Source organism: Streptomyces sp. NC-S4 (genome assembly GCF_054353315.1).
The window spans coordinates 7,134,417-7,150,756 of the sequence record NZ_CM135937.1 but is presented as its reverse complement, the minus strand read 5'-3'; the positions used below and the strand labels follow the sequence as shown (position 1 = coordinate 7,150,756).

The 16,340-nt window shown below is 72.6% G+C and carries 18 protein-coding genes and 1 tRNA gene; 5 read left to right on the top strand and 14 right to left on the bottom strand.

Going from position 1 to position 16,340, the window contains the following annotated elements; genetic code table 11:
- Positions 1 to 19: 19 nt before the first annotated feature.
- Positions 20 to 901 carry a DUF4436 domain-containing protein gene (locus ACXNSR_RS32145; RefSeq protein ID WP_458638856.1) on the top strand — a complete coding sequence of 294 codons (882 nt, stop codon included), beginning with the start codon at positions 20 to 22 and terminating at the stop codon, positions 899 to 901.
- 99 nt (positions 902 to 1,000) lie between these two features.
- On the opposite strand, the gene ACXNSR_RS32140 is transcribed toward ACXNSR_RS32145, so the two are convergent.
- The 9 genes from ACXNSR_RS32140 to ACXNSR_RS32100 form a co-directional block, all read right to left on the bottom strand.
- Positions 1,001 to 1,654: a GNAT family N-acetyltransferase gene (locus ACXNSR_RS32140; RefSeq protein ID WP_458638855.1), complete on the bottom strand. Its 654-nt coding sequence runs from the start codon at positions 1,652 to 1,654 to the stop codon at positions 1,001 to 1,003.
- Positions 1,655 to 1,746: 92 nt separating this feature from the next.
- Positions 1,747 to 3,045 (bottom strand): DUF5933 domain-containing protein, encoded by a 1,299-nt coding sequence (locus ACXNSR_RS32135; RefSeq protein ID WP_458638854.1) that lies wholly within the window; start codon positions 3,043 to 3,045, stop codon positions 1,747 to 1,749.
- Between the two features lie 219 nt (positions 3,046 to 3,264).
- Positions 3,265 to 4,815, bottom strand: a complete 1,551-nt coding sequence (locus ACXNSR_RS32130; RefSeq protein ID WP_458638853.1) for an SPFH domain-containing protein — start codon at positions 4,813 to 4,815, stop codon at positions 3,265 to 3,267.
- A 119-nt stretch (positions 4,816 to 4,934) separates the two neighbouring features.
- Positions 4,935 to 5,444: a hypothetical protein gene (locus tag ACXNSR_RS32125; RefSeq protein ID WP_458638852.1), complete on the bottom strand. Its 510-nt coding sequence runs from the start codon at positions 5,442 to 5,444 to the stop codon at positions 4,935 to 4,937.
- A 132-nt stretch (positions 5,445 to 5,576) separates the two neighbouring features.
- A complete protein-coding gene (locus tag ACXNSR_RS32120) occupies positions 5,577 to 6,626 on the bottom strand; it encodes a PucR family transcriptional regulator (RefSeq protein WP_458638851.1) in 1,050 nt (349 codons plus the stop codon).
- Between the two features lie 263 nt (positions 6,627 to 6,889).
- On the bottom strand, positions 6,890 to 7,225 hold the full coding sequence (locus tag ACXNSR_RS32115; protein ID WP_458638850.1) for a hypothetical protein: 336 nt from the start codon (positions 7,223 to 7,225) through the stop codon (positions 6,890 to 6,892).
- Positions 7,226 to 7,513: 288 nt separating this feature from the next.
- Positions 7,514 to 8,413 carry an AraC family transcriptional regulator gene (locus ACXNSR_RS32110; RefSeq protein ID WP_458638849.1) on the bottom strand — a complete coding sequence of 300 codons (900 nt, stop codon included), beginning with the start codon at positions 8,411 to 8,413 and terminating at the stop codon, positions 7,514 to 7,516.
- A gap of 9 nt (positions 8,414 to 8,422) precedes the next feature.
- Positions 8,423 to 9,256, bottom strand: a complete 834-nt coding sequence (locus ACXNSR_RS32105) for an alpha/beta fold hydrolase (RefSeq protein WP_458638848.1) — start codon at positions 9,254 to 9,256, stop codon at positions 8,423 to 8,425.
- A 371-nt stretch (positions 9,257 to 9,627) separates the two neighbouring features.
- Positions 9,628 to 10,128 (bottom strand): carboxymuconolactone decarboxylase family protein, encoded by a 501-nt coding sequence (locus ACXNSR_RS32100; protein WP_458638847.1) that lies wholly within the window; start codon positions 10,126 to 10,128, stop codon positions 9,628 to 9,630.
- Between the two features lie 98 nt (positions 10,129 to 10,226).
- Between ACXNSR_RS32100 and ACXNSR_RS32095 the strand changes: the two genes are divergently transcribed.
- The gene (locus ACXNSR_RS32095; RefSeq protein WP_458638846.1) at positions 10,227 to 11,180 is read left to right on the top strand and encodes a pirin family protein; all 954 of its coding nucleotides are present in this window, start codon (positions 10,227 to 10,229) and stop codon (positions 11,178 to 11,180) included.
- 26 nt (positions 11,181 to 11,206) lie between these two features.
- Positions 11,207 to 11,551 carry a GNAT family N-acetyltransferase gene (locus ACXNSR_RS32090; RefSeq protein ID WP_458638845.1) on the top strand — a complete coding sequence of 115 codons (345 nt, stop codon included), beginning with the start codon at positions 11,207 to 11,209 and terminating at the stop codon, positions 11,549 to 11,551.
- A 415-nt stretch (positions 11,552 to 11,966) separates the two neighbouring features.
- On the opposite strand, the gene ACXNSR_RS32085 is transcribed toward ACXNSR_RS32090, so the two are convergent.
- A tRNA-Pro gene (locus ACXNSR_RS32085) sits at positions 11,967 to 12,043 on the bottom strand.
- A gap of 108 nt (positions 12,044 to 12,151) precedes the next feature.
- Here ACXNSR_RS32085 and ACXNSR_RS32080 point away from each other — a divergent pair.
- Complete coding sequence (locus ACXNSR_RS32080; RefSeq protein ID WP_458638844.1) at positions 12,152 to 12,637, top strand: DUF309 domain-containing protein; 486 nt, start codon at positions 12,152 to 12,154, stop codon at positions 12,635 to 12,637.
- Between the two features lie 245 nt (positions 12,638 to 12,882).
- Positions 12,883 to 13,053: a hypothetical protein gene (locus ACXNSR_RS32075; RefSeq protein ID WP_458638843.1), complete on the top strand. Its 171-nt coding sequence runs from the start codon at positions 12,883 to 12,885 to the stop codon at positions 13,051 to 13,053.
- Here the strand turns inward: ACXNSR_RS32075 and ACXNSR_RS32070 are convergent.
- The 4 genes from ACXNSR_RS32070 to ACXNSR_RS32055 are packed head-to-tail and all read right to left on the bottom strand — an operon-like array spanning position 13,050 to position 16,339.
- Positions 13,050 to 13,442, bottom strand: coding sequence for a VOC family protein (locus tag ACXNSR_RS32070; RefSeq protein ID WP_458638842.1), 393 nt, complete (start codon positions 13,440 to 13,442; stop codon positions 13,050 to 13,052). The genes ACXNSR_RS32075 and ACXNSR_RS32070 overlap by 4 nt on opposite strands.
- 4 nt (positions 13,443 to 13,446) lie before the next feature.
- A complete protein-coding gene (locus ACXNSR_RS32065; protein WP_458638841.1) occupies positions 13,447 to 14,079 on the bottom strand; it encodes a LutC/YkgG family protein in 633 nt (210 codons plus the stop codon).
- Positions 14,076 to 15,587, bottom strand: a complete 1,512-nt coding sequence (locus tag ACXNSR_RS32060; protein ID WP_458638840.1) for a lactate utilization protein B — start codon at positions 15,585 to 15,587, stop codon at positions 14,076 to 14,078. The genes ACXNSR_RS32065 and ACXNSR_RS32060 overlap by 4 nt, the downstream gene beginning before the upstream one ends.
- Positions 15,584 to 16,339 (bottom strand): (Fe-S)-binding protein, encoded by a 756-nt coding sequence (locus ACXNSR_RS32055; protein WP_458638839.1) that lies wholly within the window; start codon positions 16,337 to 16,339, stop codon positions 15,584 to 15,586. The genes ACXNSR_RS32060 and ACXNSR_RS32055 overlap by 4 nt, the downstream gene beginning before the upstream one ends.
- Between the last annotated feature and the right edge of the window lies 1 nt (position 16,340).

Here is a 16,340-nt window from a genome sequence, read left to right as displayed (position 1 = left end):
CCGCACCACCGGAGACGCCGTGTCCAACTCCCACCGCCCCGCACGACCCGCGCGCCGCGTCCCGCTGCTGCCGGGCCTGCTCCTGATCGCCATCGTCGCGGCGGTCACCGTGGGGGCGTGGCTCCAGTTCGGGGAACGCCAGGCGCTGGACACGGTGTACACGGCCGGCCGCGCCGACCGGGACCGCGTCGACGTCGACGCCACGATCCAGCGCGTCGACGCCGCGGGCCGCGAGATGACGCTGCGCGTCCTGGTCACTCCCCGGGGCGCCCTGGCCGAGGCCGACGGGGTCTCCCCCACCGAGGACCTCACCGTCCAGACCTCGACGGCGACCCGGGGCGACCTCACCTTCAAGGCCCACCAGCGGATCTCCACGACGGACGTGCCCGTGGCCCTGACGGGCGGCTCGATCACGGACTACCCGTTCGACGCCTACGGGGCGGACGTCGAGTTCGGTGCGGTGATGGGCGGCGAGAAGGTCCCGGTCCGCGTGACGCTCTCCAACAACGACGTCCTGTTCTCGGCGACGGTCGACGCCTCCACGGTGCAGGAGGTCGCGGTCCTCGACATCGGGCTGGCCCGGTCCACCAGCGTGTTCATCTTCGCGATCTTCATGATGCTGGCCATGTGGGCGCTCGCCGTCTCGGTCCTGATCGGCGGCTGGTACCTGGTCACCCGGCGCAAGGGCCTGACCTGGCCCGCCCTCGGCTGGATGGCCGCGACCCTCTTCGCGCTGGCCGCCTTCCGCAACACGGCTCCGGGCTCCCCGCCCATCGGCTGCCTGCTCGACTACATCGCCTTCCTCTGGGCGGAGACGGTCATCGCGTTCTGCCTGATCACGGTGGTCATCTCGGGGATCCGCGCCGAACCCCCGGCGAAGACACCGGCGGACGCACCCTGAGGGCCGGACCGGGACGGACGTCGTGGCGCTCGGGTCCACGCGCTCCGGTCCCGGCGCTCACTCCTCCGCGCTCGGGCCCCGGCGCTCACGTCCCGGCGCTCACTCCCCGGCGCGTGATGCGGGGCGGCCCGCCGTGCGCGCCTCCAGTGCGCGCTTCGCCGCCGGCCATTCCGGCCGGATGATGCCGTACACCGCCGTATCGCGGATCCAACCGTCCCGCATGACCATGTGGTGCCGCAGCACGCCCTCGTGCGTCGCGCCCAGCCCGGCGATCGCCGCCCGTGACTTCGCATTGCGTACGTCCGTCAGCAGTTCGACCCGGTTCATCCCCAGCACCTCGAAGGCATGCGTCAGCATCAGCAGCTTCGCCTCGGTGTTCACACCGGTCCGCTGACGGGACTCCGCGAGGAAGGTCCAGCCGATCTCCAGCCGCCGCTGCGCGGTGTTGATCATCATCAGCCGGGTGGAGCCGAGGACCTGCCCCGTCGCCGCGTCCACCGTCGCGTACGGGATCTGCGTGCCCTCGGCACGGGCCGCCATCGCTTCCTCGATGAAGCCGCGGACGTCGTCCGGGTGGGGGACGGCCGTGACGGCGAGCTCCCACAGGCTGCCGTCGCGCACCGCCGCGCACAGCCCGTCGTGGTGCCGCAGCTCCAGCGGCTCCAGCCGGACCCGCTCCCCCACGAGGTCCAGCAGCTCCGCCGACGCCTTCGCCTGCTCCATGCCCGACCTGCCCGTCCCCGTGTCCGTCACGACGGGCCGACCCTACCCGGCGCCGATCACCAGCCCCACCGGATTTCGCCCGGGGCGACGGCGGGGCCGGCCGGCCGCGCCGTCGCGCGCACTCACACCAGTTCGGGCTGCGGTTCGCGTCGCTGTTCCGGCACTCGCGCCGCCGCCGCGGCTGCTGCCGCGTCCGCCCGTTCCCACGTCCTGGTGATGCGTACGTAGCCGTAGACCACCGAGCCCATCGCGAGGATCAGCAGCGGCCCGAACACCCACGGGTAGGCGGCCAGCTGGGTCGACAGGAAGCGGTACGAGGCGAGGTACGCGACGAACACCGCGGTGCCGTGGACGGTCAGCAGGATGCCGGGCCGGTCCCAGCCGCGGGCGAGCGAGCGCAGTGCCGTCTCGATCGTGACCGTGAACACCACGCCGGCGATGATGTCCGCGCCGTAGTGGTAGCCGAAGCCCAGGGTGGCGCCGAGCGTGGCGATCAGCCAGAACGTGCCCGCGTAGCGCAGCGCCCGCGGGGCCTTACGGGAATGGATGAAGATCGCGGTGGCCCACGCCGTGTGCAGGCTGGGCATGCAGTTGCGCGGGGTGAACTCGTCGAAGGGCATCGGGCCGGGGGTGCCGAGGGGCGGCGGGGTGTTCGGCCACAGGTCGGCCACCGCCCAGTGCGCGCCGTCGGCGCCGTAGGCGAAGATCGGCCCGACCACCGGGAAGATCATGTAGATGCCCGGCCCGAGCAGGCCGATGACCAGGAAGGTGCGTACCAGATGGTGGCTCGGGAAGCGGCGCAGGGCCGCCACGTGCCGCAGCTGGTAGAGCGCGACGGCGACCGCGGCGACCGCGAGCTGGATGTAGACGAACTCGAGGACGCGGAAGCCGACCGTGCCGGTGGCCTCGACGATCCGGCCCGCCACCCAGGACGGGTTGCCCAGCGCGTGATCGGCGGTCGCCACGTACTGGTCGAGCACCATCGGGCGGGACTTCGAGGTGATCAGCAGCCAGGTGTAGCCGGTCTTGCGGCCGGCCACCAGCAGCAGGGCCAGTCCGACGCCCTTCAGCAGCAGGAGGCGTTCCCGGCCGGTGCGGCGGGTGACGGCGATGACGGCCCAGGACAGGGTCACCAGCAACGCGCCGTTGCCGAACATCATCTGGGCGCCGACCACCCACCTCACGAGCCAGAAGACGAGGTCGATGCCGATCGCGGCGGCGAGTCCGATGAAGCGCTGCCGCCAGGTGAGCACCACCATCATCAACGCCATGCTGGCGTACAGCACCGTCCCCGACTGGGGGGCGAAGATCACTTCTCGGGTCTGGACGGTGATCGGACCGGGCACGCCGTACTGACGCGCGGCCAGCTCCAGTGCGACGAGGAATCCGAGGCCGATCACACCCACCGCGGCCCAGAGCACGACCCGTGGTCGGGGCCGCGCGGCGGACCTGGCGCCGTCGCCTATTCGAGAAAGAACCCGCGATATCGAAGATGTCAATTTCCGGCCGCTTATCGTGGTCCAACGTGAACATTGTCAGACCGGACATGTTAACGGAGTGGGTAGGTTTGATTGCTCGAGGGTGCGCCACCTGACCGGAAATGTGATCGGAGGCCGCCCCGGACGGGACGGCACCGGACGTCAGTCGGTGATCGCGATCCTGCCGTTGGCCGGGGCGGGCCCGGGGGTCTTCGCCGGCTCGGGCGCGGTCACGGCCGGGGCGGGGCCGGTCGCGGTGAGGTTCTTGAGGAGCCCGGCGAGGTCGACGCCCGTGGTGGAACCGAGCAGCTCCATGCCCTGGGCGACGTTCTCGGCGACGGTGCGGGACAGTTTGTTCGCGCCGTCGGTGGAGATGACGGTCATCCGGTCGATGGCGCCGAGCGGTTCGGCCGCCTTGGCCACGACCTGCGGGAGCACCTCGACCAGCATCTGGACCATCGCCGCATCGCCGTAGCTCTCGAAGGCGTCGGCCTTCTTCTGCATCGCCTCGGCCTCGGCCGCCCCCTTGGCGGCGATCGCAGCCGCTTCCGCGTCGCCCTCCAGGCGTACCGCGTCGGCGATGGCCGCCCGGCGGGCGCGTTCGGCCTCACCGCGCCTGGCGCCCTCGATGGCCTCGGCCTCGGCGAGGGCCGAGCGGCGCTGCTTCTCGCCCTCACCGGTCAGGCGGGCCCGCTCGGCCTCCGCCTGGGCGGCGGCGATGGCGGCGAGGCGCTCGGCCTCGGCCTGCTTCACCCGGGCCACCCGCAGCGCCTCGGCCTCCTGCTCCGCCTGGTAGCGGCGGGCGTCGGCGGGCTTGCGGACCTCGGTGTCGAGCTGTCGGTCGGTCAGCGCGGCCTGCCGCTCGGCCACCTTCTCCTGCTCCGCCAGGATCTGCTGCTGCCGGTCGGCGTCGGCCAGCGGGCCGGCGGCGTTCGCCTGGGCCGTGGCGGCGTCGGTCTCGGCCTTGATCTCGGCCTGGCGCAGGTACAGGGTGCGCTGCGCGACCGCGATCTCCTCCTCGGCCTTCAGCCGGGCCTGTTCGGCGGCCCGGCGGGCGTTGGCCTCGGCGATGTCGGCCTCCTGCTTGGCGCGGGCGGCCTCAGGGCGGCCGAGATCCTCCAGGTAGGAGCCCTCGGTGGTGATGTCCTGGATCTGGAAGGCGTCCAGGACGAGGCCCTGGCCGGAGAGGCTGGCCTCGGCCTCCTCCGCGACCTGCCCGGCGAAGGCGGCCCGGTCGCGGATGATGTCCTCGACCGACATCCGTCCGACGATGGCCCGCAGCGCGCCCGACAGCACTTCCTGGGTGAAGCCGACGATGCCTTCCTGCTGCTGGAGGAAACGCTGGGCGGCGGCGCGGATGGCGTCCTCGTTGCCGCCGACCTTGACGATCGCCACGCCTTCGAGGTGCGCCTTGATGCCGCGCAGCGTGACCGCTCCGCGGACGGCTATCGGAATGTGCCGGCTGGACAGGTCGAGGGTGTAGCGCTGCTGGACGAAGGGCACGACGAACACTCCGCCGCCGACCACGACCTTCTGGCCGCTGGTGTCGGTGAAGACCTGTCCGGTGGCCGGATCGGTGGACTTCTTGCCGCGCCGGCCGGTGATGAGGAAGGCCTCACTGGGACCGGCGACCTTGTAGCGGGTGACGACGACCAGTGCGAGCAGCACGAGGAGCACGACCACTCCCACGACCGGAACGACGACTGAACTCATGGTGGATCCCCCCTGCCCGCTCTCACGGGGGCAGATCGGTGGTGGATGAGAGGGTGGAGCGCCCGGGGCGGCGCCGAGGTCGCGCCCGGGGCGGTGCCCGGGGCGGCCGTCGCGCCGGGTCAGCGCTCGACGGCGCACACGCCGACCGAGGTGGACGACGGCGTCCGCGTCACCCACACCTCGGCGCCCAGGGCCACCGGGCCGTCGGCGGTCGCGGCGTACTTGACCGGCTGGCCGCCCAGCCTCAGCAGGACCTCGCCGTACCCGCCCGCCGGAATGGCGGTGACCACGGTCCCGGACGACCCGACGAGCTCGTCGTGGCGCGGGGCGCCCCCGCTGCCGTACCGGGTGAGGGCGAGGCTCAGCCGGTACGTCGACCAGCCGGCCCCCGCACCGGCAGCGGCCCCGGCGGCGGCCGCCGCTCCCGGCCCGAGACCCGTGGTCCCGAGCACGATCGCCCCCGTGAAACCGAGCATCGAGACGAAGCCCGCGACGACCGGAAGCGACAGCCATCCGTCGAACAGTCCGTCCAGGGCACCGTCGAAGACTCCTTCGAGGACCCCGTCGAACACCAGCGAGCCGGCCAGCAGGACGATTCCCCCGATGCCGAGACCCAGAAACAAGTCCATGAGCACCTCCCCGCTCGGCCGGCATCCCCGCCGGACAAGGGCATCGTGCCAGCGCGCGAAGGCGCCGCACATTGCCAGCCTCCGGCAATCTTTACGACTCCTTGACGCAGCAGTACGGCAGGGTGCCCCGGGTCAGGTCCTGGCGCCGGGCCAGCCCAGCAGCCGTGATCCGATCACCGCGGTCTGGAGTGTGTAGCGGTCCGCCGGGTCCGCCGGGTCCGCACCGGTGAGGGTGTGGATGCGCCCCAGCCGGTACGTCAGGGCGCGCACGCTCAGCGAGAGGCGGCGGGCGGTCTCCGTCGCCACGCAGCCGCTGTCGAAGTAGGCGGTGAGGGTGTCCAGCAGGGGCTGCGGGCCGCCGCGCGCCCGGCGGAGCGGGCCCAGGACGCTCTCCACGAGGTCGGCCATGGCCTGCCGGTCGCGGCTGAGGACCGGATAGACCAGCAGGTCGGAGGCGTGCAGCACCGGCCCCTCCAGCCCCATCCGCTCGGCGAGGTCCAGGGCGTTCAGGGCCTCTTCGTAGGAGTGGACGACTCCGCCCGGGCCCGGGTGGGAGCGGCCGATGGCGACCCGCCCGCCGTCCGTCGCCGCGTGCGCCCGTTCGGCGAAGTAGGCCAGGACATCGGGCTGATCGCCGGGCGCCACGCAGATGAGGCTGCCGTCCTTGGTGGCCAGCAGGATCTGCCGGTTCCCGAACCGGCCGAGGACCGCCTCCTCGATGCGGCGCGCCACGGGGTAGCCGTCGCCGTACGGCTCGGGACCGGCCGCCACGGCCACCGCGTGGGCCTGCGACAGGCGCAGCCCGAACCGTTCGGCCCGCTCCGCCAACCGGCCCAGCCCGCCGCGCCCGTACAGCAGGTCGTCGATGAACTCGCGCCGGGCCGCCTCCTCCTGACGGACCGCCTGGCGCTGGGAGCGCTCGTATCCCTCCACGAACGCGTCCACCGCCTGCTCGACCACGGCCAGCAGCGGCGCCGGTGATCGCGTCGGTACGTTCCGGGCGGCGGCCAGGTGGTCCCGTACGAGCCCGCGCAGCGGCAGACCCGCCTCCGCCGCCCACTGCCCCTCGGCTCGCCTGGAGTCGAGCTCGGCACGGGTGAGGTGACGCCCCGTGGCACACGCGTCCCGCAGCATGTCGGCATACCCGCCGAGACGATCCTCCGGCGCTTCCCGGTCCGCCACGTTCCTCCCCCGATCCCGACGCGCACCCGCACCCGTCCTCGACCCGGGACCAGGGTGACACGTGTGCCGGTTCGGGTCGGCACCAGCACCCGGGCCGGGCTCGGCGTCGGGCTCGGCGGCAGCGGGCAGGGAACGGCGGCTTCAGCACCTGACGGTCGGCCGGACGGTGGCGATGGTCGCGCACCGAGTGCGTCGTGGCGGCCGCTACGCGGATTTCCGGAAAGCCTCCCCCTCCACTGTGGCGAGCGAGTGAACCGTGAAATTCATTCCTTCTTGATCGGCACGGTGATGTTCCTGTTGCGGATCAAAACTCGTTCCACTTTGCCATCGATGCGGAACTCCTCCTTGACCGGCGTCGGCGTGATGACGGGAGGAACGAGCCCGCCCGGCGCGTGTTCGACCAGGTGCAGATGAAGCTCTTCGGGAACCGGCCTGATCGGTGGGGGTGCGAGTTCCAAAGTCAGTTCGAAGCCCTCGGTGTTGCATGAACAGGTGCCCTCCACCGTGACCCAGCGTTCACCCTTGCTGTTCTCGTACGCCGTGGCGGTGAAGTCCTCACCGTGCGCTTTGCAGGCGAATCCGTTTTCGTACTCAGACATTCCGAACTCCCTCGATTTCCTTGCTTGCGTGACAGTTCACACAGCGAATCCAGTATCGGCGCGTTCACCGATAGCCACCATCGGAGGGGCAGTGTTCATTCGTGTGGCTGCGCATGATGTGCGGACGTCTTCGGACCGTGGTAAACGCGGCGTCCATGGGGGCCGACCCTTCTGATGGGGCGTGATCAGGCGGACGAAATGCCGTCGAGGCCGGTGTCGACGTCGGCGGCGAACTCGGCATGGTGTCGTCCGATGCGAGGGCCCGACCTGGGGCGACCAGGTCGGATGTCAAAGCACAGTTGCGGTTCGGTGCCGGCCGGAAGCGCCTGCGCCATCTGTCACAGGCCTCCCTGCCCGCCAGAAGTCCGGCCACGCGACGTCGTCGATCGCCAGCCACGGCGCGGCGGCGACGGCAGTCGGCGTAAGCCCCGTGAACGCCTTGACGTCGCGGTGCAGATGAGGCTGGTCGACGTAACCGCTCTCGGCTGCGACACCGGCGGGAGGGTGACCCGCCGCGAGGAGATGGGCTGCATGGTCGAACCGCACCAATTGGGCGGCCCGCTTTGGGGTGACGCCGAGCTGCGCCCGGAAACGCGCCCACAGGCGCTTGCGGCTCCAGCCGACCTCGCCCGCCAGGCTGTCGATACGCACCCGGCCGCCGCCGGTGACCGTCCGCCTCCAGACGTGGGCGACCTCCGGATCGACCCGCAGGCTGTCCCCGATCCGCCGACGGACGATGTCCGTCGCCATCGCGAACCGCTCGTCCCACGACCCGGCCGTCCTCAGCCGCTCCTCGACGCGCCCGGCGTCGCGGCCCCAGACGTCCGCCAAGGACTCCACGCTCCCGCTGACCCCGGCCGACGAGCCGAGCACCGCGGCCGCCACACCCGGCTGAAGCCGGATCTGCAGGCACTCGCCCACCAGACCGGACGCCCGCAGCTCCCCGGGGGCCAGGCCGATCACGACACTGCCGTGTCCGCGCCGGCCCCGAGTGTCGTAGACCAGGCCGGCATCGTCGCTCAGATCGATGACCACGGTGACGGACGGATGGGCGACCATGGCGATGTCGACGGACGCGGGGACACGCTGGCGGAAGCCGGCCATGCTGATGCCCGGCAGCCGGTCCGAAGGCACCGGTACCGCGATGTCAACGCCCGACCACACGGGAGGCACGCCCTGCGACGACACGGCACCAGTCTAGGCCGGGCCTGTCGGCGGGGTTCCGGCGCAAAGGGCCGCGAAGTCCAGTAGCAGCCGGCCCACCGGCTCGGGCGCTTCCAGCATGGGCACGTGCCCGACGCCCGGCATCATCTCGACCCGCACGTCCGGCACGACGTCGTACTGGCTCGCCGACGCCGGATCCCACCGGGGATCGGCAGCGCCGAAGACCACGAGTACCGGGAGCCCGAGGGCGGCGAGCCGCTCGGGCACGGACTCCTCGGCGAGGTACGCGGTGTTCTCGCGCAGCACTTCGCGGAACGCGCGGTACGTGGTGCTCCGCACGTCGGCGACCATGCCGGGCGGGATGGGCGCAGGGCCTGCGAGCGTGGCGCCGATGCCTTTGCGGATCATCGCGTCCGAACGCCGCCGCCACAGCAGCGGCCCGAAGGGCGGTGCCAGCATGGCGCGGAGAATGGCCGGCTGCGGCAGGAGCGCGTCGAGGCGCGGGCCGGTGCTGATCATCGCCAGCGCACCCACCAGGTCGGGGCGCTGCTCCGCGAGCGCGGTGGCGACGTATCCGCCGCTGGAGTGGCCGGCCACGGTGACCGAGCGCAGGCCGAGTTCGTCGAGCAGCGCCGCCACACGGCCCGCCTGCGCCGGAACGCCGTAGGACATGGCGGGCGGGGACTGGCCGCAGCCCGCGAGGTCCATCCGGACGACATGATGACGGGCGGCGAGGGCCGGGACCACCGGCCCCCAGGAGGCGCCCGAGGCTCCAGACCCGTGGATGAGCAGCAACGGCGGCGCGTCCCGCGGTCCGTCGCGGTCCACATGCATCGGCTGCGCGTGCTGTGCGTCGTGGTCGTTCATATGGCGATGGTGCGGGGGGTGGCGGTTGCCGGTCTTGTACGAATGTCGCCAACGGCCCGCGGCGGGCGTGCCCCGCATCCCGATGTCAACGATTCTGCTCGTGCCGACGCTCGCTGTCGCCGTTGGCAACGAACACCGGCAGGTCGAGGCAGCCGAGCCGGTGAAGACGCCGACCCCGGTGTTGCCGAAGGCGATCACGCGCCTGGCCGGGGCGAGCGCTTCGACCGGTGCGGGATCCCAGTTGTCCGGGTTCCCGCGGGCCGTTCTCGGCGGCGACCGTCTTGTTCGGCAGGGTGGCGCTCCGCGGGAATGCCTTCCGACCACTGATCCGGACACTGCCACAGCCGGAAGGCCTCCGGGCCCGCAGGGGTTCAGCGGGCGGGTGTCTCGCGTACCGGGTGCTTGCTCAGGATCGAGACGCGGTTGAAGGCGTTGATCGTGATCGCCGCCCAGACCACGGCGGAGATCTCGTCGTCGTCCAGAACCTCCCGCGCCTGCGCGTACGCCCGCTCCTGGGCGAGCGCGTCGGCCGGGTGGGTGGTGGCCTCCGCGAGGGCGAGGGCGACGCGCTCGCGGGTGGTGAAGAGCTCGGTGTCCCGCCAGGCGGCGAGCACGCCGAGGCGGCGGGTCGTCTCCCCGGCGCGCAGCGCGGCCCGGGTGTGGACGTCGAGGCAGAAGGCGCAGCCGTTGAGCTGGGACACGCGGAGGTTGACCAGCTCGACCAGGATCCGGTCCAGGCCGGCTTCGGCCGCCGTCGCGCGGACGGCGTCGGCGGTCTTGACCAGCGCCTGGTACGCGGCGGGGCTCTGCTTGTCGAGGTAGATCCGGCCGTTCGTCCGGGGAACCTCCGTGACCTGTACCGTCTCGCTCACCCTGTGCTCCTTCGCCTGCTTGTCGCGGGTCATCATCGGTACTATGATCAACGAATATTGTTGAAAGTAAAACTACTTTGGCGGAGAGGGGCCGGGACATGGATCACACGGAGGCCGGGATCGGGGCCGGGGTCGGGGCCGCGGTCGAGGTCCTCACCGCCCGGGACGTCCCGCTGGGCGGACCGCGGGCGATGACCGTACGGCGCACCCTGCCCCAGCGGGCCCGGACGCTCATCGGGGCCTGGTGCTTCGCCGACCACTACGGCCCCGACCGGGTCGCCGACTCCGGGGGCATGGACGTCGCACCCCACCCGCACACCGGGCTCCAGACGGTCAGCTGGCTGTTCAGCGGGGAGATCGAGCACCGCGACAGCCTGGGCACGCACGCCTTCGTACGGCCCGGCGAGATCAACCTCATGACCGGGGGACACGGCATCAGCCACACGGAGGTCTCCACCCCCGGCACCACCGTCCTCCACGGCGTCCAGCTCTGGGTGGCCCTCCCCGGCGAACACCGGCACGCGCCACGCGAGTTCCAGCACCACGCACCCGAGCCGCTGCGCGTCGACGGCGCCGAACTGCGGGTCTTCCTGGGCACCCTCGCCGGCGTCACCTCCCCCGTACGCACCTACACCCCGCTCCTCGGCGCCGAGGTCCTCATCGACGCCGGTGCCACCGTCACCCTCGACGTCGACCCCGGCTTCGAACACGGACTCCTCGTCGACGAGGGCGACGTCCGCCTCGACACGACTCCCCTGCTCCCGGCCGAACTCGGCTACGCCGCCCCCGGCCGCACCACCCTCACCCTCACCAACGGATCCGACCGCCCGGCCCGGACGGTCCTCCTGGGCGGCCCGCCCTTCGAGGAGGAGATCGTGATGTGGTGGAACTTCATCGGCCGCAGCCACCAGGACATCGTCGACGCACGGAAGGCGTGGGAGAGCGCCTCCGATCGCTTCGGCACCGTCGACGGCTACCCCGGCGAGCGACTGCCCGCCCCCGCCCTGCCCAACGCCGTCATCGCGCCCCGCAAGAACCCCACCCGCCACTGATCCCGCGTACCGAAAGGACCTCCGCCATGAGCGAGCAGGCCACCACCGCCCCCGTCGTCCGCCGCGTCGACGCCCGCCACCGCTACGAGATCCTCGTGGCCGACGACCGCGCCGGCCTGACCGCCTATCGCGACCGCGACGACCAGCGGGTCTTCTTCCACACCGAGATCGACGACACCTACGCCGGCCAGGGGCTCGCCGCGGTCCTCGTCGAACAGGCCCTGACCGACGTCCGCGCCTCCGGGAAGCGGATCGTGCCCGTCTGCCCCTACGTCGCCAAGTTCCTCATCAAGCACCAGGAGTTCGCGGACATCACCGACCCCGTCACCCCCGAGGTCCTCGCCTGGCTCGACGCCCGACTGGGGCGCTGAGCTCTCGACGGGACGGCGCGTAGAGTGTGACCGGGCGCGGCATGATCACGAGGAGTACGTGTGACCGCGGTCAGCCTTGAGCACCCGACCGTCCCCGCCGGGCCCGCGGCGCCTGGCTCACGCCGTAGCGGCCCTCGGCGCCGCGTCCGGCAGTGCCGAGGTGGCCGACCGCATCGTCGCTCTCAACATCGCCCGCCCGTCCCGGCCATTGCTCGGGCGCAGCAAGCCGACGGAACGTGTGCCGGCAGGCCGAGCGGATGCAGGCCCTGCCCGCCCTCAGAGTCTGCGACCCGATCGAGCGGGTCGGCCCCGCCGCACCGGTGATCACGGCCTGCGGACCGGCCGCGGGCCGCCGGACGCACGAAAGGCCGCCCTCCCGTGAATGAGAGAACGGCCTCCGACCTGCGTTTCCGCATGGTCGGGACGACAGGATTTGAACCTGCGACCCCTTGACCCCCAGTCAAGTGCGCTACCAAGCTGCGCCACGTCCCGATGTGCCTGCGACCTGGGATTTCCCCCTGCTCGGCGGCACATGCAGAACATTACCCCACGGCGAGGGGTGTGCATGCACGGGTAATCGGCGAGGGGGAGGATGGGGTGGTGAACACACGGGATCGGGACGTCGACGGGCGGGCGCGCAGCGCGCGGCCGCGGGATGGGCTGGGGCGGCCGCTCGCCTACGGGGTGGCCGGGGTCGAGCGGCAGCCCGAGGGGGTGGTGCGCTCCCCCGGGGAGACCGTGCGGGAGGCGCAACGGCTGCTGGACGCCGGGATGCCGTTCCACGCGCACGAGGTGTTCGAGGACGCCTGGAAGTCCGGGCCGGAGGCCGCGGCCCCGCTCTGGCGGGGGCTCGCGCAGCTCGCCGTCGGGTTGACGCACTCCGCGCGCGGCAACGCGGTGGGCGGGGCGCGGCTGCTGCGGCGCGGGGCCGCGGGGATCGAGGGGCTGGACGGCGGACCGTACGGGGTCGACGTGCCGGGCCTGGTCCGGTGGGCCGGGGAGCTGGCCGGCCGGGTGGCGGACGGCGGCGCGGCCGTCGATGCCGCGCGGGAGGCACCGAGGCTCGCCCCCCAGGTCATGTCGTAGCAGGCTGCGGGTACGGGCTGCGGGACCACCGACCTGATGCCGAACCGACGCAGGTCGGCCGTTGGTGGGCACGCCGATGCCGCCCGATCGGGCGTCAGGTCCACGGCGGGCGACGGCGGTTGTGAGAGTCGCTGTCCGACTGCCGGAACGCGGTGATGGAGATCCAGGGCGGCAACGACACTCACGGGGGCCGCGGAGCGGGGCGGTTCGGGCTTCACCGCGGTGGACCGGGAGCGGGAACCCCCGTGGTCGAGCACGGCCACGTCCGCGACGAGCGCGAGCAGGCCGCCGAGGTCGGGGCGCTGCTGGACCTCTGCGCGGCCGAGTGCGTGGACGGGGCGTTCGTCCACGACTTCATCGCGCCCGGCTCCCCCTGTCGCGCGGTGGCCGACCGGTTCCGCCGGCCCGCCTCCTAGGCGGCGGGCTGGAGGAGGTCCCAGCGGTTGCCGTACAGGTCTTCGAAGACGGCGACGGAGCCGTACGGCTCGTGGCGGGGCTCCTCCAGGAAGCGGACGCCCTCGGCGGTCATCCGGGCGTGGTCACGGGCGAAGTCGTCGGTGTACAGGAAGTGGCCGACGCGGCCGCCCGTCTGGTCGCCGACCCGGGAGCGCTGGGCCTCGTCCTTGGCGCGGGCCAGGAGGAGCGCCGATTCGGTGGCGCCGGGCGGGCGGACCACGACCCAGCGGGAGCCGTCCGGGCGGGCGGTGTCCTCGGCGAGGTCGAAGCCGAGGGCGCGGGTGTAGAAGTCGATGGCCTCGTCGTAGTCGTCGACGAGGAGGGCGGTGAGAGCGATGTGCGAGGGCATGCCCTCATTGTGTGCCCACGAGGACCACTTCCAGGGTGCGGGGTCCGTGGACGCCCTCCACCCGGTCGAGCTCGATGTCGCTCGTGGCGGAGGGGCCGGAGATCCACGTCAGCGGGCGGGCCGGGTCGAGGAGCGGCAGGGCCTGCGGGACGGAGTCCACCACCTGGTCCGGGACCCGGATCACGCAGATGTGGTGGTCCGGGATCAGGGTGATGCGGCGCCGTCCCTGGCCGGGGCCGCCGTCGAGGACGATCGTGCCGGTCTCGGCGACGGCCAGGGCGCAGCCGGTGACCACGCTGTCGACCCGGTCCAGCTCGTACGGGGTGGAGGCCGCCCGGTCGGGTACGCGGGTGGGGCCCCCGGCCGGGAGCCAGTGCGGGGGCAGGCCGGACGGGACGAGCACCGACTGGGCGGCCCGCGCGTCCAGGAGCCGCGCCAGCAGCGCGGGCAGCGCCTCCTCGTCCGTGCGGTGGACCACGGCCCGGTACTCGGTGAGGTGGCCCGCGAGCAGGTCCACCCGCTCCGCCGGGGTCCGGGTGCCGTGCACGTGGAGGTAGTCGCGGGGGATCGCCGCCTCGGGCGCGTCGTCGCGCAGCGCCCGGCGGATCCGGCCCAGGATGCGGTCCTTGCTGCTCATCGCGGGTCGCTCCGTTCACGGGCCCACCAGTCGCGGAAGGACTGCGCCGCCACGGTGGGCAGTTCGCGGCTGTCGGTCCAGGCCCGCCCGGCTCCGGGGAGCCGGCGGGGAGCCAGCCGCCGGGCCCTGGCCAGCAGGCGCTCCCCCGCGCGCAGGGCCCCGGGGTGGTCCAGGAGCAGCCGGGCGGCCCGCATGGCGGCCCGTTCGGCGGTGTGGCCGTCGGCGGGGCGGAGCGTGACGCGGATGCCGGCGCGGGTCACCGGGCCGCCCTGGGCGACGCGTTCGCGCAGGTGGACGAGGATCTCGGGGATGTCGATGGCGACCGGGCAGACCTCGTAGCAGGCTCCGCACAGGGTGGACGCGTAGGGCAGCGAGGCGTCGATCGCGCTGCCGGTGCCGCGGAGCTGGGGGCTGAGGACCGCGCCGATGGGGCCCGGGTAGACGGAGCCGTAGGCGTGGCCGCCGGCGCGCTCGTAGACCGGGCAGACGTTGAGGCAGGCGGAGCAGCGGATGCAGCGCAGGGCCTGGCGGCCGGTCTGGTCGGCGAGGGTGTCGGTGCGGCCGTTGTCGAGGAGGACGAGGTGGAAGGCGGTGGGCCCGTCGCCGTCCGCCCCTCGCGAGGGGCCCAGCCCGGTCCACATCGTCGTGTACGGGTTCATCCGCTCGGCCGTCGAGGAGCGCGGCAGCGTCTGGAGGAAGATCTCCAGGTCGCGGAAGGTGGGGACGACCTTCTCGATGCCGACGACGGAGATCAGGGTCTCGGGCAGGGTCAGGCACATCCGGCCGTTCCCCTCGGACTCCAGGACGACCATCGTGCCGGTCTCGGCGACCATGAAGTTGGCACCGGACACGGCGACCTTGGCGCGCAGGAACTTCTCGCGCAGGTGCAGGCGGGCCGCCTCGGCGAGTTCCCGCGGGTCGTCGCCGAGCTGTTCGGGCGCCGGACGGCCCCAGCCGGCCATCTCGGCGCGGAAGATGTCGCGGATCTCGGCCCGGTTGCGGTGGATGGCCGGGACCAGGATGTGGGAGGGGAGGTCGTGGCCGAGCTGGACGATGAGTTCGGCGAGGTCGGTCTCGTACGCGGCGATCCCGGCGGCCTCCAGGGCCTCGTTGAGCCCGATCTCCTGGGTGGCCATGGACTTGACCTTGACGACCTCGCGCTCGCCGGTCGCGCGGACCAGGTCCGTGACGATCCGGTTGGCCTCCTCGGCGTCGGCGGCCCAGTGGACGGTGCCACCGGCGGCCGTGACCGCTGCTTCCAGCTGCAGCAGGTAGCGGTCGAGGTGGCGGAGGGTGTGGTCCTTGACGGCCTTGCCCGCGGCGCGCAGCCGCTCCCAGTCGGCGAGTTCGGCGACGGCCCGCGCGCGTTTGTCGCGGATGGTGTGGGTGGCGTGCCGGAGGTTCGCGCGCAGCGCCTCGTCGCGTACGGCTTCCCGCGCGGCGGCGGGAAAGGCGGGAAAGGACGGGGAGCCGGGAAAGGCGGGCATGCCCAGGTGCGTACCGGTCACGGCAGCGGTTCCTCCTCGGTCGCGGCCAGGATCTCGGCGAGGTGCAGGGTCCGCAGCGGGCTGTCCGCACGGCGCAGCAGGCCGTCCAGGTGGGCGAGGCAGGAGTTGTCGGCGCCGCACAGCACCTGGGCGCCGGTGCCGGCCGCCGCCGTGATCTTGTCGGTGCCCATGGCGGTCGAGACGTCCGGGTTCTTGACGGCGAATGTGCCGCCGAAGCCGCAGCATTCCTCGGCGCCCGGCAGCTCGACCAGGTCCAGGCCCTTGACCTCGGCCAGCAGCCGCCGCGGCCGGTCCCCGAGCCCCAGGCCGCGCAGACCGTGACAGGAGGGGTGGTAGGTGACGGTGTGCGGGAAGTACGCGCCGACGTCGGTCACCCCGAGGACGTCGACCAGGAACTCGGTCAGCTCGTACACGCGCGGCGCGAGCGCGGCGGCCGCCTCGGCGAGCTCGCTGCCGCGGCCCTCGGCGGCCGCCTTCCGGCCGATGCGCGGGTAGTGCTCGCGGAGCATCGCGGCGCAGGATCCGGAGGGGGTGACCACGTACTCGTGTCCCGCGAAGGCCAGTGCGGTGCGCCGCATCAGCGGTTCGGTCTCGTACCGGTAGCCGGTGTTGTACTGCGGCTGACCGCAGCAGCTCTGGGCCGCCGGGAAGTCCACGCCGACCCCGAGCCGCTCCAGGAGGCGTACGACGGCGATGCCGGTCCGCGGGTAGAACGCGTCGTTGACGCAGGTGACGAACAGGGCGGCTCGCATG

Coding starts and splice junctions, on each gene's coding strand:
- ACXNSR_RS32055 (WP_458638839.1), bottom strand. CDS start 16,339: ATGCGAGCCGCCCTGTTCGTCACCTGCGTCAACGACGCGTTCTACCCG.
- ACXNSR_RS32065 (WP_458638841.1), bottom strand. CDS start 14,079: ATGAGCAGCAAGGACCGCATCCTGGGCCGGATCCGCCGGGCGCTGCGC.
- ACXNSR_RS32130 (WP_458638853.1), bottom strand. CDS start 4,815: ATGAGTTCAGTCGTCGTTCCGGTCGTGGGAGTGGTCGTGCTCCTCGTG.
- ACXNSR_RS32070 (WP_458638842.1), bottom strand. CDS start 13,442: ATGCCCTCGCACATCGCTCTCACCGCCCTCCTCGTCGACGACTACGAC.
- ACXNSR_RS32090 (WP_458638845.1), top strand. CDS start 11,207: ATGAGCGAGCAGGCCACCACCGCCCCCGTCGTCCGCCGCGTCGACGCC.
- ACXNSR_RS32105 (WP_458638848.1), bottom strand. CDS start 9,256: ATGAACGACCACGACGCACAGCACGCGCAGCCGATGCATGTGGACCGC.
- ACXNSR_RS32125 (WP_458638852.1), bottom strand. CDS start 5,444: ATGGACTTGTTTCTGGGTCTCGGCATCGGGGGAATCGTCCTGCTGGCC.
- ACXNSR_RS32115 (WP_458638850.1), bottom strand. CDS start 7,225: ATGTCTGAGTACGAAAACGGATTCGCCTGCAAAGCGCACGGTGAGGAC.
- ACXNSR_RS32095 (WP_458638846.1), top strand. CDS start 10,227: ATGGATCACACGGAGGCCGGGATCGGGGCCGGGGTCGGGGCCGCGGTC.